Source organism: Devosia sp. (assembly GCF_028290435.1).
Taxonomy (GTDB): Bacteria; Pseudomonadota; Alphaproteobacteria; order Rhizobiales; family Devosiaceae; genus Devosia.
Genome location: NZ_JAQGJV010000015.1, coordinates 131,223 through 145,883, shown reverse-complemented (window position 1 = coordinate 145,883; position 14,661 = coordinate 131,223). Strand labels below are relative to the sequence as shown.

The window sequence follows — 14,661 nt, the reverse complement described above, 5'->3', positions numbered from 1 at the left end:
CGGAATTATATCCTATCTAAGCACATCTCTTCCCCTTGTAAAGACCCTTCTCGAGCCGCCCCGCTTGCGCACCCACCAGCCCCCCGCTAGGGTCCGCGCATGACCAATTTAGACCTGATCTACAAGATTGCCACCGAGGCCATCTACGCTCCCTCACGCGGCACGGCCAGCTTCGCCGGCATGCCCATCGATGCCAAAGATGGCTATCTGCACCTGTCCACCGCGCCCCAATTGGCCGAAACCCTGCGCCTGCATTTCGCCGGCCAATCCGGCCTCGTCCTGCTCGCCGTGCGCAGCGTCGATCTGGGCGACAAGCTGGTCTGGGAGCCCTCGCGCGGCGGCCAGCTTTTCCCGCACTACTACGGTGCGCTGCCCCTCTCCGCCGTCGCCTGGGAAGCCCCGGTCAGCGTCGCCGCCGATGGAAGCTGCCTGTTGCCCGAGGCGGTTCAATGATTTTCGCGCCGCTTTCGCCTCTGCTGCGCCTGCCGCTGGTGCAGGGCCTCAGCCAGCAGGCTTTGCTGAAAATGGATGCCGAAACCGCCCACGGCGCCACCATCACCGCCCTGCGCCTGGGCCTGGCGCCCCAGCAAAGCCACCCCGACGCCTCCGAATTGCGCACCTCCCTCTGCGGCCTCGACCTGCTCAATCCCGTCGGCATGGCCGCCGGCTTCGATAAAAACGCCGAAGTGCCCCGCCCGCTGGCGCAGATGGGCTTCGGCCTGGTCGAAATCGGCACCGTTACGCCGCGCCCCCAGTCCGGCAATGCCAAGCCGCGCCTGTTCCGCATCAGTGCCGCCGAAGGCGTCGTCAACCGCATGGGCTTCAACAATGAGGGCCATGACGCCGCCTTCGCCCGGCTCAAGGGCCAGCGCATTCCTGCCGCGCTGGGCGTCAATATCGGCGCCAACAAGGACAGCGAGGATTTCGTCGCCGACTACGTGTTGGGCGTCAATCGCTTCGCCGACCTGGCCGATTACCTGACCGTCAACATCTCCTCCCCCAATACGCCCGGCCTGCGCAACCTCCAGGGCGACGAAGCCCTGCGCCGCCTGCTTGGCGATGTGCTCTATGCCCGCGCCAAGGCCAAAACCCGCGTCCCGGTCTTCCTCAAGATCGCCCCCGACCTCGACGAAGCCGCCCTCGACGCCATTGCCAAGGTGGTCCTCGCCACCGACCTTGATGGCCTGATCGTCTCCAACACCACCATCACTCGCGACACCGTCGCCGGCATGGAAAACGCCTCCGAGACCGGCGGTCTCTCAGGCAAACCCCTGTTCGATCTGGCCACCCAGCGCCTGGCGCAAACCCGCCTGCGCGTCGGCGACCTGCCCATCATCGGCGTCGGCGGCATCCACTCGCCCCAAAGCGCGGTGGCAAAAATCCAGGCTGGCGCCAATGCCATCCAGCTTTATTCGGCACTGGTTTTCGGCGGCCTCGACCTGCTCGACCGTATCAAACGCGGCCTCACCGCCGCCGTCCGCGCCGAAGGCAAAACCAATATCAGCCAACTCGTCGGCAGCCACACGGCGGAGTGGGCGGCGGGCCGCACAATCGGCTAGGCAGTAAACAACCCCGCCTTCTTTCGCTCCAGCGCCCACCAATAAATCCCGCCGCGGGCGATGAACCACACATGCATGGCCGCCCACAGGCCCAGATTGCCGAACAGCGGCTGCAGGATCAGGGCTGCGGCGAGAAACACCACCAGCGAAATCACCATGCCGTCGCGCATCACGGTATTGAGCGTGGTGCCCACCAAAATGCCGTCGAACACGAAGGCCGGCATGAACGTCAGCGCACACAGCGCCGCGATCCACAGGTAACTCATCGCCTCTTGCCGCACCGCCTCATTGGTGGTCATGAAACTCAGCACATAGGGACCGCCGAAATACCACGCCAGACCCAGCCCGCCCGCCAGCAGCAAGCCCCATTGAAAGCTCAGCCCATAGGCGCGATCGAACGCCGGCCGCCAATTGGCGCCCACCGCTTTGCCGCTCAATTGCTCGGCCGCCTGTGCAATCCCGTCGAGGAAATAGCCGACCACCATCAGCAGGTTCAGCAGCAGCGCATTGGCCGACAGCGCCACCTCGCCCATGCGCGAACCTTGCGCGGCGAACCACGCATAGGCCCCCATCAGCGCCAGCGAGCGGATCATCAGGTCCCGGCTCAGCCCGAACATGCGCTTGAGGGCCTTGGTATCGAGCAATTCACCCGGCTTGATCAGCCCCAGCAACGCCCCGAGCCCGCCATAATGCCGCGCCACCAGCACCAGCCCGAGCAGCGCGGCAACCACTTGCCCCAGCACCGTACCCAAAGCCGCGCCGGCCACGCCCATGCCGAGTCCATAGACCAGGCCAATGCTGGCCACGATGTTGATGCCATGCAGCAGCATCTGCAGCATCATGCCGGTGGTCGCGGCCGCCCGGCCGTAAAACCAGCCGAGCAGCGCATAATTGATCAGCGCAAACGGCGCCGACCAGATGCGATAGCGGAAATAATCCCCCAGCGCGGCGGCAACGCCGGGCTCGGGCGCGAGCAGGCTATTTGCCGCCCACAGGATGGGCCAGCTCAGCGCGATCATGACAATGCCGATACCCACCGCCAGCACCAGCGCCCGCGCAAAATGCAGCAACCCATCGCGTGGATCGCGCGCGCCAACTGACTGCGCCGTCAGCCCCGCGGTGCCGATGCGCAGGAAATAGGCCAGCGAGAAAATCACGTCGAACACCAGCGCGCCCAGCACCAGCCCGCCCAACAAGGCGGCGTCGCCGAGCCGGCCGATCACCGTGATATCGACCAGCCCCACCATCGGCTCGGTGATGAAGGCGATCGAAGCGGGCAGGGCGATTTTCCACACATCGGCATGGCGCACCTGAAACGGATATTGCGGGCGCGCGGCGTCTTGGGTGGTCATGAAATGCTCAAAATGAAATTAGCTGTCGGTGATCAGCGCGATCACCACATCGGCGCGATTCTGCGACGCGCTCACCAGATCATAATTCGGCAAATCCGTCCGCTCGATATGGGCGATATTCCGCTCCGTGGAAAACAGCCCCGCCTCGGCGTGACGCTTCAGCAGCCGCGCCTTGACCGTTTCGCGATCCACGTCGATGAACACCGCATAATCCAGCAACGGCTTGACCCCAGCCCATGGGCCGTCGGTCAGCAGCAAGTAATTACCCTCGACGATCAGCACCCGCACATCGGGCAGCACGGCGAAGGCATTGTCCACCACGTCCTCGATCTGGCGCGAATAGCCCGGCCCCATCACCGCCGAATTGGCATGCTTGAGCTTGTGCAGGAAGCTGACAAAGTCCGCGCCTTCGAATGTATGCGGCGCGCCTTTGAAATCCACCGTCCCCAGCGCTTCCAGCTTGGCATGGCGCATGTGAAAACCGTCCATCGGCACCAGCGCCGCGCTGCCCGGCTTGGTGGCATTGAGCATGGTCACCAACTCCGCCGCCAGCGTCGATTTGCCGGCCCCCGGTCCACCCGCAATGCCGATAGCGATGCGATGGCCCGCCGCGCTTTCCATCTGCAGGATATGGCTGACCAGCCGCGACAGCGCCTGCTGCGGCGTGAGCTCCAGACGCTGCGGCATCAGCGCCGCCGCGACGTCAAGCGCATCACGATCCAGATCGGCACCACGATCGCCGCTCCGGCAATCACATAGCCCGCTACGCTGCGCAGCAGGCCCGTGCTGTCGCGGAACGCATCACGCACCAGATCGATTGCCGCATTGAGCAGGCTCTGCGGGTTGAGGCCGAACACCGACATCAAAAATCCCACCACCAGCGAGATCAGCACCAGCCGCACGACCACCGCGCCCGGCCGGTCGCCCAGCAACCGCTCCAGCTTCGATGGCCGCTCGCGTTCCGTCATTTGCTCGCTCATCGTGAACCTCCGTGCCGCTTTGTGTGTTGAACACGATCATATAGGCTCTTTGATGATTTGCAGAAGCCCCCGGCGTCCAGCGTGAGCCTCCCCCCCGTCATCGCCGACTGGTTCGCCAGCAAGGGCTGGTCCCCGCGCGCCCATCAGCTCGATGTCCTCGCCAGTTGGGAAGCCGGCGCCTCGGCCCTGCTGATCGCCCCCACCGGCGCCGGCAAGACCCTGGCTGGCTTCCTGCCGACCCTGACCGATCTCATCGACGGCAAGCACGAGGGCCTCCACACCCTCTACATTTCCCCACTCAAGGCCCTCGCCGTCGACGTGGCGCGCAACCTGATGGCGCCGATTTTTGAGATGAACCTCAAGATCAAGGTTGAGACCCGCACTGGCGATACCCCCGCCAGCCGCCGTGCCCGCCAGCGCACCGATCCGCCGCAAATCCTGCTCACCACGCCCGAACAGATGGCCCTGCTGCTGAGCCATCCCGAGGCCGCCCGCATGTTCGGCTCGCTCAAGCGCATCGTGCTCGACGAACTCCATGCCCTCGTCACCTCCAAACGCGGCGACCTGCTCTCGCTCGCCATCGCCCGCCTGTCGGTGCTGGCGCCGCAAATGCGCATCACCGCCCTCAGCGCCACCGTCGCCCGCCCCGACCTGCTGCGCGACTGGATCGGCCAGCCCGCGCCACAAGCCCCGACCCACCTGCTGACGGCCCAGGGCGGTGCCCAACCCACGCTCTCGATCCTGCGCACCGACGAACGCCTGCCCTGGGCCGGCCACTCCGCCAACTACTCCCACCGTGAGCTCTACGCGACCATCAAGGAACACAAGACCACGCTGCTCTTCGTCAACACGCGCAGCCAGGCCGAAATGCTGTTCCAGGGCCTCTGGGCCATCAATGACGAAATGCTGCCCATCGCCCTGCATCACGGCTCGCTCTCGGTCGAACAACGCCGCAAGGTCGAAGCCGCCATGGTTGCCGGCAACCTCAAGGCCGTGGTCTGCACCTCCACCCTCGATCTGGGCATCGATTGGGGTGATGTCGATCTCGTCGTCCAGGTCGGCGCCCCCAAGGGTTCCTCCCGCATGCTCCAGCGCATCGGCCGCGCCAACCATCGCCTCGATGAACCGAGTAAGGCCCTGCTGGTCCCCTCCAACCGTTTCGAAGTGCTCGAATGCGAAGCCGCGCTCGAAGCCGTCGCCGAAAACCACCAGGACAGCGAAGATCCGATTCAGGGTGGCTACGATGTCCTCGCCCAGCACATTTTGGGCATGGCCTGCGCCGCCCCGTTTTTCGCCGACGACCTCTTTCAAGAAATCCAGCATGCTTGGCCCTACAAGGACCTGCCACGCGCCCAGTTCGATCGCATCCTCGATTTCGTCGCAACCGGCGGCTACGCGCTGCGCGCCTACGAACGCTATGCCAGATTGCGCAAAACCGACGAAGGCATGTGGCGCATTGCCAACCCCCAGGTCGCCCAGCAATACCGCCTCAATGTCGGCACCATCGTTGAAGAACCCATGGTCAAAGTCAGGCTCGTCCGGAGTAGGGCGTTCAAAAAAGGCCAGACAACCGGGCCCATCGGCCGTGGCGGCCGCGTCCTCGGCGAGATGGAAGAGTATTTCTTCGGCACGCTGGCGGTCGGCGATACCTTCATGTTCGGCGGCGAGATCGTCGCCTTTGAGGGCATGAAGGACAACGAAGTCTTCGTCAGCCGCGCCCAGTCCACCGATCCGAAAATCCCCTCCTACATGGGCGGTCGCTTCCCGCTCTCGACCTACCTCGCCGAACGCGTCCGCCGCATCATGGACACCCCCGAGGACTGGCACAAACTGCCCGATCCGGTCAGCGACTGGCTCCGCCTGCAACAATATGCCTCGGTTTTACCCAGTCGAAACAGTCTCTTAGTCGAAACTTTCCCGCGCGGCGCGCAAAACTACATGGTCTGCTACCCCTTCGAAGGCCGCCTTGCGCACCAGACCCTGGGCATGCTGCTCACCCGCCGCCTCGAACGCGCCCGCGCCCGCCCGCTCGGCTTTGTCGCCTCCGAATATGCCCTCGCCATCTGGGGCCTCGGCGATCTCTCCGCCCTGATCCGCACCGATCGCCTGTCGCTCGATGACCTCTTCTCCGAGGACATGCTCGGAGATGACCTCGAAGACTGGCTCGACGAATCCGCCCTGATGAAACGCACCTTCCGCAACTGCGCCATTATCTCCGGGCTTATCGAGCGCCGTCACCCCGGCAAGGAAAAGACCGGCCGCCAGATCACCATGTCGTCGGACCTGATCTACGATGTGCTCTACCAGCACGAGCCCGACCACATCCTGATCCAGGCCACCCGCCGCGACGCCGCCCGGGGCCTCCTCGATATCGAACGCCTCGGCCAGATGCTGCGCCGCATCCGCACTCACATCGTCCACAAGCCGCTCGATCGCATCTCGCCGCTGGCGGTCCCGGTGATGCTCGATATCGGCAAGGAGCCCATTTTCGGCGAAGGCCGCGAAAGCGCCATGGCTGATGCTGCCGATGAACTCATGCGCGAGGCGCTGGCGGGCAGGGATTCGTAAACGGGCTCGAATCAGCTATTCCCGACTCTGTCGATCAGTTGATGCGCGAGCCCATAGAACCCCGTTGAGCCAGCCTCTATATCAAGCCGAGATCACGGAGACCCCGATCTTGCGCTTTGCCGGACATGTGTTTCAGCCTTTGCCCTCCGGCGCGCTCTATTGGCACGCGCAGAAGACGCTGCTCGTTGCCGACCTGCATCTGGAAAAGATGAGTTCATTCGCCAAGCGCGGCCAGATGCTGCCGCCTTACGATACCGGCCTCACCCTCAAGCGCCTCGACGCCGATCTCCGCGCTACCGGTGCCCAGCGCCTCGTCTCCCTCGGCGACAGCTTCCATCGCGACGAGGGCACGACCACACTCAATGACGCCGATCGCGCCCGGCTCGACGGCATGACGGATCTCGCCGAATGGCTCTGGCTCTCCGGCAACCACGACCCCAAGCCGCATGCTCTGGGCGGCCAGTGCTTGCCCCATCTCGACCTCCACGGCCTGACCCTGACGCACGAACCCCGGCGAGGTGCCATCAACCTCGTCGCCGGTCACCTGCACCCAGCGGCTCACATCTACCTCGAAGGCCGCGCCACGCGCCGCCCTTGCTTCGTGCACGACAATCGCTTGCTGATCCTACCCGCCTATGGGTCGTCCACAGGCTCGATCAACATCCTCTCGCCGGCCTTTGTCGGCCTGTTCCACTGGGCAAGTATCGAAGTCACCATGCTCGGGCGGGACCGACTTTATCCGATTAGCCCCAGGCGATTGGTGCGGGGCTAACGTTTAAACAGCACCCCGCCCAGCCAGCCGGTGAACAGCGCCAGGATCACGCACACTACCCCATACAGCAGCGGTTGCTGCACTGACGCCAGCGCCAAAAACCGCTCGAACCCGAGCTTGCGCACCGCAAAACCCTCGGATTTGCGCGCGATGATCGCCCCATCCTTGAACACATAGGTCAGCGCAATATACGGCCCCGGCGGGGCATTGCTCGGCAGCGTCAGGCGCGCCGAATAGGTGTTGTCGGAGAGAAAATTGACACCGCTTTCGTTGACGCCGAACAGCCCCTGCTCGGTCATTAGGCGCACCAGTTGCCGTCCGAACACCGCCGTCTTCCACCAACCCGCATTGTTGGGCACGAGCGTGTGCGACTCCGGCAGGATGAATTGCGTGGTCAGCGTGGTGATATCGGTAATGTCCGCCAGCCGGTCGCTCGCCAGCACATGAAAGTAGCTGGGAAATTTGCGAAAGGTGACCTGGTCGGTGTTGAGCCAGATGCCGAAATTATGCGTCATCTGCCGCGCCGTCCGGTCAGCCGTCGGCCCTAGCACCACGACGATGACCTGAAAAGGTCCGTCGACGAATTTCTGCTCGGCTCCGGCGTCAGGCGCGATCGAGCCGAAAAACGTCATCTTCTCGCCATCGAAGCTTGAGGTGATTTCGATCTCGTCATTCGACATGGTCGACAGCAGCCGGTCGCCCAGTGCCGGCGTCGCCAGGCCGCCCAGCAGCGCCAGCGCGCCGAGCCAACGCCGCCAGGTCACGACCCGGCCCCCGTGCCGCTGACCACCATGCTGAAGGCGTCAGCCGGCGCTAGCACCAGCGTCAGCCCAAACCGGATCGCCACCGCCAGCACCAGCAGCGCCAGCAGCCCGCGCAACTGGTCGCCGCGCAATTGCTTGCCGGCCGAAGCGCCGAACTGCGCGCCCGCCACCCCGCCCACCATCAGGCTGAAGGCCAGCATGATATCGACGCTCTGGCTCTGCACGGCATGCAGGATCGTGGTCGCCGCCATCATCGCCACCACCTGCAGCAGCGAAGTGCCGATGACGACATTGCCCGGCACGCGCAGCAGGTAAACCAGTGCCGGCACCATGATGAAGCCGCCGCCAATGCCCAGCAGCGAGCCGACAAAACCGATGAACAGGCCGATGATCAGCACCGGCAGCACACTGATATAGAGCTTGGATTTCTTGAACCGCACCCGCATCGGCAGGCCGTGGATCCAGTTATGCTGGTTGGGCAAGCGCTCGCGCACCACGATACCGCTGCGGCGCTTGAGCAGGGCGCGGGTGGATTCGATCAGCATCAGCACGCCGATAAAGCCCAGCAGCACGAGGAATCCGACGGCAATCACCAGGTCGAGTTGCCCCGCATCGCGCAGCAGGTCGAACGTCGCAACGCCCCCAAAGGCCCCGATAATGCCCGATAGCACCAGATACATCGCCAGGTGCATGTCGATGCCGCCACGTCGATAATGGCTGAGCGCGCCCGACGTCGAGGCCGCCACCACCTGGCCCGTGACCGAGGCCACGGCCACCGAAGTGGGCACGCCTGAAAAGATCAGCAGGGGGGTCAGCAGGAATCCGCCGCCAACGCCAAACAGGCCCGACAGAAAACCGACCGCCGCTCCGATCCCCACGAGAAAGAAGAGGTTTACGGACATCTCGGCAATCGGCAGATAAATCTGCAAGACCTATTCCGTTCAATGCGTTCGAGGGCGGCTTACGCCGCCATTGCGTCACCACGAAGACGAGGATAACGCCCACAGACTTAAATTGCTTTAAGGGCCTACGTCCGGTTCATGCCGCTGTCAAATCATCATCGAAAGGCGCCACACGACGGCGCCGCACCCGCGCCGCCGCGTCAATTCAAACGGGTTGACTGCCCAGCACCGCGAGCAGCCGCGGATTGATCGCGCCGCTCTCGGTCATGCCCGTTCCCCGCTCGAATGCCTTGATGGCATCGGCGGTCTTCGGTCCGGCCAGGCCATCGGGCGTGCCGATGTCGTAACCCAGCTTGGCCAGCGCCGTCTGCACCCTGGACACCACTTCCTTGGTCTTGATCGTATCGCCGGGGCTGAAGGTCGCCGACCAGGTGCCGATTGGCGCAAAATTGGCGGCTAGATCGATCGGCTGCGACTTCCACGCGGCGATTTCGTCATTGAGGCGCTTGACCACGTCGGCCGTTAGCGAGCGGGCCATGTCGTCGCGGGCTTTGGCGGCATCGGCATCGCCGCTGCGTGCCGCCAGCGAGAACCACTTGTAGGATTCTTCGAGATTCTGATCCACGCCGAGGCCACGAGCATGCAGCATGCCCAGGTTGAACTGACTGTCGGTCATGCCCAGATTGGCCGCCCGCTCGAACCACTCGGCGGCGGTTTCGAACTGCTGGTCGCCCAATTGTCCGCTGGCATAGAGGGCCGCCAGGTTGTGCATGGCCATGCGGTTGCCGGCCTCGGCGCCGCGCTGATACCAAAGCTTGGCAATGTCGAGGTCCTTGTCGACCCCGTTGCCCACTTCATACAGGTTCCCCAGCCGGTATTCAGCCGGCACGAAGCCCTGTGCTGCGGCCCGTTCGTACCAGGTCGCGGCAGCCTTGTAGTCCTGGCCGAGGGCGCGGCCCTCGGTATAGATGGCGCCGATCTCGAACTGCGCCCGCGCATCGCCATTGGCGGCGGCCTGCCGCAGTTCGATCGGGCCGACCGCTTCGGGCGCCAGCTCGAACGTGACCGGCGCTGCCGTTGTGGCAGGAATGCTGGCGGTGGTTTCGGGGACGGCTTGGTTCGGTGCCTCGATTGGCGTGATCTGCCCGGCTTCGCCCTTGGCCATCAAGGCCGATGGCATCGGGGTGGTCTCGGGCGTTGCAAACGTCATCGCCACGCGCGAACCGATCGAGCCGACGGCCAGGGAGTCGACCGGGCTGTCGCTGGACGCACCAGCGTCGCCCAAATCGCCGCTATCGGTGTCGCTCGCAGGCTCCGTGTTCAATGGAGCAGGCGCGGGCACTGCCGGTTCGGTTACGCTTTCGACGGCCTGAGGCGGCGTCGGGCTATTGGCAGGCGCCACGCGCTGCAACACTAGGTTCAGCGCCAGCATCGAGGTGGCAACCAGCACCGCCGCCAGCAGCAGGGGCCGCCGATGACGGGTCAGGAAACTCGGCTTTTCGATCACGACGCCATCGGCGTCCAGCATCGGCTCGGGCGCGGGCTTGGCCTGCTTGGGGGTCTTCGGCGCTTTGGGCTCCTTGACCGCCTTTGGCCGCTTGACCTCGGCTGGGGCCAGTGTCGGCTCCACCGGGGCGTCGCCATTGGGACGCGGCGGCATGACGCGCGATAGCGCCTTGCTGATCAGCGAATTGTTGTCGGGAGTGCTTGCCTGGGTATCCTGCTTGGCGCGCTGCGCCCGCCGGGCCGCGGCCACGAAAGTGCTAGTGCTGGTCTGGTTGAGCGGAGGCTCGGCCTGCACCTGCGCCAAAGCGCGTTCGGGCTCGGGCGCGAACGGATCGCGGCCGGCACTGGCAAAGCTGGACTGCGGCTGCGGCGGCCGCTCGACCGCGTTCGGATCGTATATCGGCTTGGCCGAAACCGCTGGAATCACGGCCTCTGCGGTCACGACCGGATGAGCCTTGCGCGGTCCGTTCTTGGCTTCGAGCGCCGTGCGTACCGGGCCGGCATCCTTGAACCCCGGATCGGTCAGCGGCGCGTCGTCGGCCGGATTGGCCGGCATGGCATCACTGGGCGCCGGCGCATCGGTGCTGCGACGATCGAGCGCGTGCAGCATGTCATCGAGCGCTGCACTGCTGGCAGCGGCCCTGGCCGGCCGTTCGGGCTCCGGGGGAATGGCCGCGGCTTCGAGCCGGGCAAATGGTCGCTCCTGACGCTGCGTCAGCGCCGTTTCCAGCCGTGTCAGCCGCTCGGCGGTGTCTTTTCCCGCGGTATTCAGCAGCGCCGACATGCGCTTTTCGAACACGTCGATCGTAGCGTCAGTCATCACCGGGGCAGGGGCCGCGGCGTTGGATTTGGCGACGGCCAGCGAGGTGCGTTCAGCCACCATCGCCGCCAGGGCGTTATAGTCCGGCTGGGCCGCGGGCTCGTCATGCGTGGAATACAGCTTGGCCAGCCCGTCGAGCTGTGCGCCGGTTTCGTCCATGCGCGACATCAGCAGTTTGAGCTGGCTTTCGATCTGCCCGGTTCCGGCATCGCCGCTCGGCGTCGCCAGCTTTTCCGATAGCGCATCGAGCTGGCTTTCGATCCGTGAAAACCGCGGCTCCATGCCGCTCATCACTGCATTGCGCAGTGCCAGGATATCTTTCTTGAGCCCGGCCACGTCGCCATTGGCGGTCTCGAAGCCGCCGATACGATCGGCCAGCGCGTCGACCTTGCTCATCAGCGTGCCGGGCATGGCTTCGCGATCGCGCATCGCCTGGGTGAAGCCGGCCATTTCCGAGGTCAGCCGTTCGAAGTCGCCCGACGACAGCGCCAGGTTCTTTTCGATCGAGTCGATCCGGTCATAGACATTGCGGACGCTCTTTTCGATCGCCGTCATTGCCGGGGCCAGCGTCTCGTCCATGGCGGGCAGGGCGTCCGCCCGGTCCTCGCGCACGATTTCGCGTTCCATCTGCGTGGCCTGCAGTTCGGCAAGTTTGCCAACCGTGGCGGAAACGTCATCGAGCCGCTTGTTGATGGTGGACAGATCCACCTTGGGCGCATCGCCGATCATGCGGGCCAAAGCCGCGATCTGGGTCTCCAGCCGCTTGACCTGGCCGGTTTCACCCACGGCGCCAGCCAGCAATTCCACCACATGGGTCAATTGCTCGACCTGGTTGGCCACTTCACGCACGCTGCCATTGCTGGCGCGCTGCGACTTGAGGTCACCTTCGAGCCGCTCAAGGCGACCGGACAGGCCTCCCACCAGCGCGTTCAGCTCGCGAAATTCGGGCATGTCGGTGGCCCGGCGTCCCAGCGCCGCTGCGGGCGCGGAAAACTGGCGGCTGCGGATTTCGGCGATTGCCGAGCGGAGCTGATCGGTATCCGCATCGATCATATCTTCGGTTTCGTCACGGTCGCTGAAGCGGTCTACCGCGCGCTTGACCGTGCGCAGTGCCTCGCGCCGCCGTGCTGACGGCTCCGGTGTGCCGCCGACCTGGTCGCGCAGGCTCCGCACGCGCTGTGACAGTCCCTCAAGCGCGGGATCGACGCGCTCGGTTCGGGCATAGCGCCCCTCCACCTGATCGAGCAGGGCGACCAGTTCGCCACGCAACGCCTGCCAGTCACCCGTATTGAGGTCCTGGTCAGCGTCGGTATTGTCCGAGATGGGGAAGGCGCGGGCCATGATGAGTCCCATTCGTGTGAAACAGCATACCCCGGCGACTTCGCCCGAAGGTATGAGGGCCACTCTTGGGAATTTATGGTAAAGAACCCGTTAAGTATCGCTGCAATATGCCCAAACGCGGGTCTTAACGGTGCAATTTGATCGACTTTTGCGCCGCCAAGCTGCCAAATATCGGGCATACTGCGTATGCCGACACGCCGCCGGGAGAAGCCTTCGCATGACGCGCCGCCGCATTATCATTGTTGACGATCACCCGCTGTTCCGCGCCGCGTTGCGCCAGACGCTGGTGGGTGGCGACGCCAGCGTCACGGTCGAGGAAGCAGGCGATCTGGCCGGCCTGACCGCCGCGCTGGAGGCCGATCGCGATTGCGATCTGGTCCTGCTCGATCTCAATATGCCCGGCGTGCGCGGGTTTTCCGGCCTGCTGCTGCTGCGCGCGCAATATCCCGATATTCCGGTGATGATCATTTCGGCAGTCGAGGACGGCACCGTGGTGCGCCGCGCCTTCGAGCTCGGCGCCGCCGGGTATCTTCATAAATCGGTCGGTCCTACCGAAATCCGCCGCTCCATCGAAACCGTGCTCTCGGGAGAGGTGTTCATCCCCGAAGGCATGACCCTGGCCGGCGAAGACAAGCACACCGCCCTGATGCGGCGCCTGTCCACCCTGACGCCCCAGCAGGTCCGCGTGTTGATGATGCTCAGCGACGGGCTGATGAACAAGCAGATCGCCTATGAGCTGACCATCTCGGAAGCCACCGTGAAGGCCCACGTCTCGGCCATCCTGCAAAAGCTTGACGTCGACAGCCGCACCCAGGCCGTCATCGCCGCCGCCCGCATCGAGGAAGGCCAGTTCGAAGCCCTGTTCTCGATTGGTGCCGAGAAGGCTTAAGCCCCGCCGCCTGCGCCGGTGAAGAACTCGATGAGCCCGAACGGCGCGCGCTCGCCGAGGCACAGGTCCACGATCATATGTGCATCCACGGCCTCGGCCGCGCTGCGGACAAACATCGTCGCCTCATAAAGGGCAAGCGCTGCTTCAGTATCATCGGGATTGGCGGCGATCGCTTGGCCCAGTTCGGCGCCGTCCAGCATTGCCAGGTTCGCGCCCTCCCCCGCAGGCGGCATCAGGTGCGCCGCATCCCCGATCAGCGTTACCCCCGGCACGCGATCCCAGCGATGTCCGTCCGGCAGCGCGTAAATCATGCGCGGGACTGGCGCGGCCTCGCCATCGGTGATCAGCGCGATGAGAGCCGGCGACCAGCCCTCGAACTCGGCCGCGACGCGAGCGGCAGCCGCGGCTGCGTCGGTGAAGTCGATGCCGGCAACCCATTCGGCCGGCCGGTTCAACTGCACATAGGTGTGCAGCACGCCGCCCGCCTCGCGATGCGCCGTGATCCCTTTTCCCGGCGTCAGCGCATACATGGCGCCGCTGCCCACGGCCTCAGCCGCCGCCGGGTGCCGCCTGTCGACATCATGCAGATAGGTCTCGACATAGGTCGTGCCGACATATTCGGGCGTGGCGTCCGACAGCAGCGAACGCACTTTCGACCAGGCCCCGTCGGCCCCGACCAGCAGGCCTGTGGTCACGCGCGAGCCATCGGTAAAGCTCAGCATATGCCGGCCACCGCCAAGTGCCATGACGCCCGCCAGCTTTTTGCCCCACTGGATCGTGCCCTCGGGCAGCGATTCACGCAAAATCCGCCGCAGGTCGCCCCGTAGCACCTCGGGACGACTATCGGTGCCGTCATCGGGCTCGGCGTAAAGCACCGCGCCATGTGGATCCAGCGCCCGCGCCGCCGCGCCGCCTTGGTGGATGATGGACCTGAATACCTCAGTCAGGCCCGCCGCCTCCAGCGCCACCTGCCCATTATGCTCGTGGATGTCGAGTTGCCCACCTTGTGTGGGGCTTTCGGCGAATGGCTCTGCCTCGTAGATCGTCACGGGGATGCCATGAACATGCAGGACGCGTGCGAGGACGAGGCCGCCAAGGCCCGCGCCAATGATCGTGACTGGAGTGGTCATCATGATGGTCCTTCTAAGAGACTGGAACGGCGTTCCATTGATGTGTATTTGGAACGCCGTTCCATTCATGTCAAGATG

At 64.7% G+C, this 14,661-nt stretch carries 12 protein-coding genes; 5 read left to right on the top strand and 7 right to left on the bottom strand.

Going from position 1 to position 14,661, the window contains the following annotated elements; genetic code table 11:
• Window positions 1-99: 99 nt before the first annotated feature.
• Together JWP26_RS04720 and JWP26_RS04715 are read left to right on the top strand one after the other, a co-directional pair.
• The gene (locus tag JWP26_RS04720; RefSeq protein WP_299724206.1) at window positions 100-453 is read left to right on the top strand and encodes a DUF952 domain-containing protein; all 354 of its coding nucleotides are present in this window, start codon (window positions 100-102) and stop codon (window positions 451-453) included.
• On the top strand, window positions 450-1,559 hold the full coding sequence (locus tag JWP26_RS04715; protein WP_299724204.1) for a quinone-dependent dihydroorotate dehydrogenase: 1,110 nt from the start codon (window positions 450-452) through the stop codon (window positions 1,557-1,559). Before JWP26_RS04720 ends, JWP26_RS04715 begins: the two co-directional genes overlap by 4 nt.
• Here JWP26_RS04715 and JWP26_RS04710 read toward each other — a convergent pair.
• Genes JWP26_RS04710 through JWP26_RS04700 form a run of 3 tightly spaced genes read right to left on the bottom strand, consistent with a single transcriptional unit; the run spans window position 1,556 to window position 3,891 of the window.
• Window positions 1,556-2,911 (bottom strand): MATE family efflux transporter, encoded by a 1,356-nt coding sequence (locus JWP26_RS04710; RefSeq protein WP_299724202.1) that lies wholly within the window; start codon window positions 2,909-2,911, stop codon window positions 1,556-1,558. The two genes, JWP26_RS04715 and JWP26_RS04710, sit on opposite strands and share 4 nt — an antisense overlap.
• Window positions 2,912-2,929: 18 nt before the next feature.
• Window positions 2,930-3,598: a nucleoside/nucleotide kinase family protein gene (locus JWP26_RS04705; RefSeq protein WP_299724200.1), complete on the bottom strand. Its 669-nt coding sequence runs from the start codon at window positions 3,596-3,598 to the stop codon at window positions 2,930-2,932.
• Entirely contained in the window at window positions 3,598-3,891 is a 294-nt protein-coding gene (locus JWP26_RS04700; protein WP_299724198.1) for a DUF6460 domain-containing protein, read from the bottom strand. Before JWP26_RS04700 ends, JWP26_RS04705 begins: the two co-directional genes overlap by 1 nt.
• A gap of 81 nt (window positions 3,892-3,972) precedes the next feature.
• Between JWP26_RS04700 and JWP26_RS04695 the strand changes: the two genes are divergently transcribed.
• Window positions 3,973-6,459, top strand: coding sequence for a ligase-associated DNA damage response DEXH box helicase (locus tag JWP26_RS04695; protein WP_367184066.1), 2,487 nt, complete (start codon window positions 3,973-3,975; stop codon window positions 6,457-6,459).
• Window positions 6,460-6,523: 64 nt separating this feature from the next.
• Window positions 6,524-7,231: a ligase-associated DNA damage response endonuclease PdeM gene (pdeM, locus tag JWP26_RS04690; protein WP_299724195.1), complete on the top strand. Its 708-nt coding sequence runs from the start codon at window positions 6,524-6,526 to the stop codon at window positions 7,229-7,231.
• On the opposite strand, the gene JWP26_RS04685 is transcribed toward pdeM, so the two are convergent.
• The 3 genes from JWP26_RS04685 to JWP26_RS04675 all read right to left on the bottom strand — a co-directional run bounded on the left by JWP26_RS04685 (window position 7,228) and on the right by JWP26_RS04675 (window position 12,564).
• Window positions 7,228-7,995 (bottom strand): TIGR02186 family protein, encoded by a 768-nt coding sequence (locus JWP26_RS04685; RefSeq protein WP_299724193.1) that lies wholly within the window; start codon window positions 7,993-7,995, stop codon window positions 7,228-7,230. The two genes, pdeM and JWP26_RS04685, sit on opposite strands and share 4 nt — an antisense overlap.
• Window positions 7,992-8,924, bottom strand: a complete 933-nt coding sequence (locus JWP26_RS04680; protein WP_299724191.1) for a sulfite exporter TauE/SafE family protein — start codon at window positions 8,922-8,924, stop codon at window positions 7,992-7,994. The genes JWP26_RS04685 and JWP26_RS04680 overlap by 4 nt, the downstream gene beginning before the upstream one ends.
• 178 nt (window positions 8,925-9,102) lie before the next feature.
• Window positions 9,103-12,564, bottom strand: a complete 3,462-nt coding sequence (locus tag JWP26_RS04675; protein WP_299724189.1) for a peptidoglycan-binding protein — start codon at window positions 12,562-12,564, stop codon at window positions 9,103-9,105.
• 217 nt (window positions 12,565-12,781) lie between these two features.
• Between JWP26_RS04675 and JWP26_RS04670 the strand changes: the two genes are divergently transcribed.
• Window positions 12,782-13,453, top strand: a complete 672-nt coding sequence (locus JWP26_RS04670; protein WP_299724187.1) for a response regulator transcription factor — start codon at window positions 12,782-12,784, stop codon at window positions 13,451-13,453.
• Here JWP26_RS04670 and JWP26_RS04665 read toward each other — a convergent pair.
• Window positions 13,450-14,583: an NAD(P)/FAD-dependent oxidoreductase gene (locus tag JWP26_RS04665; RefSeq protein WP_299724184.1), complete on the bottom strand. Its 1,134-nt coding sequence runs from the start codon at window positions 14,581-14,583 to the stop codon at window positions 13,450-13,452. The genes JWP26_RS04670 and JWP26_RS04665 overlap by 4 nt on opposite strands.
• Between the last annotated feature and the right edge of the window lie 78 nt (window positions 14,584-14,661).

Coding starts and splice junctions, on each gene's coding strand:
- JWP26_RS04710 (WP_299724202.1), bottom strand. CDS start 2,911: ATGACCACCCAAGACGCCGCGCGCCCGCAATATCCGTTTCAGGTGCGC.
- JWP26_RS04715 (WP_299724204.1), top strand. CDS start 450: ATGATTTTCGCGCCGCTTTCGCCTCTGCTGCGCCTGCCGCTGGTGCAG.
- JWP26_RS04700 (WP_299724198.1), bottom strand. CDS start 3,891: ATGAGCGAGCAAATGACGGAACGCGAGCGGCCATCGAAGCTGGAGCGG.
- JWP26_RS04720 (WP_299724206.1), top strand. CDS start 100: ATGACCAATTTAGACCTGATCTACAAGATTGCCACCGAGGCCATCTAC.
- JWP26_RS04665 (WP_299724184.1), bottom strand. CDS start 14,583: ATGACCACTCCAGTCACGATCATTGGCGCGGGCCTTGGCGGCCTCGTC.
- JWP26_RS04670 (WP_299724187.1), top strand. CDS start 12,782: ATGACGCGCCGCCGCATTATCATTGTTGACGATCACCCGCTGTTCCGC.
- JWP26_RS04675 (WP_299724189.1), bottom strand. CDS start 12,564: ATGGCCCGCGCCTTCCCCATCTCGGACAATACCGACGCTGACCAGGAC.
- JWP26_RS04705 (WP_299724200.1), bottom strand. CDS start 3,598: ATGCCGCAGCGTCTGGAGCTCACGCCGCAGCAGGCGCTGTCGCGGCTG.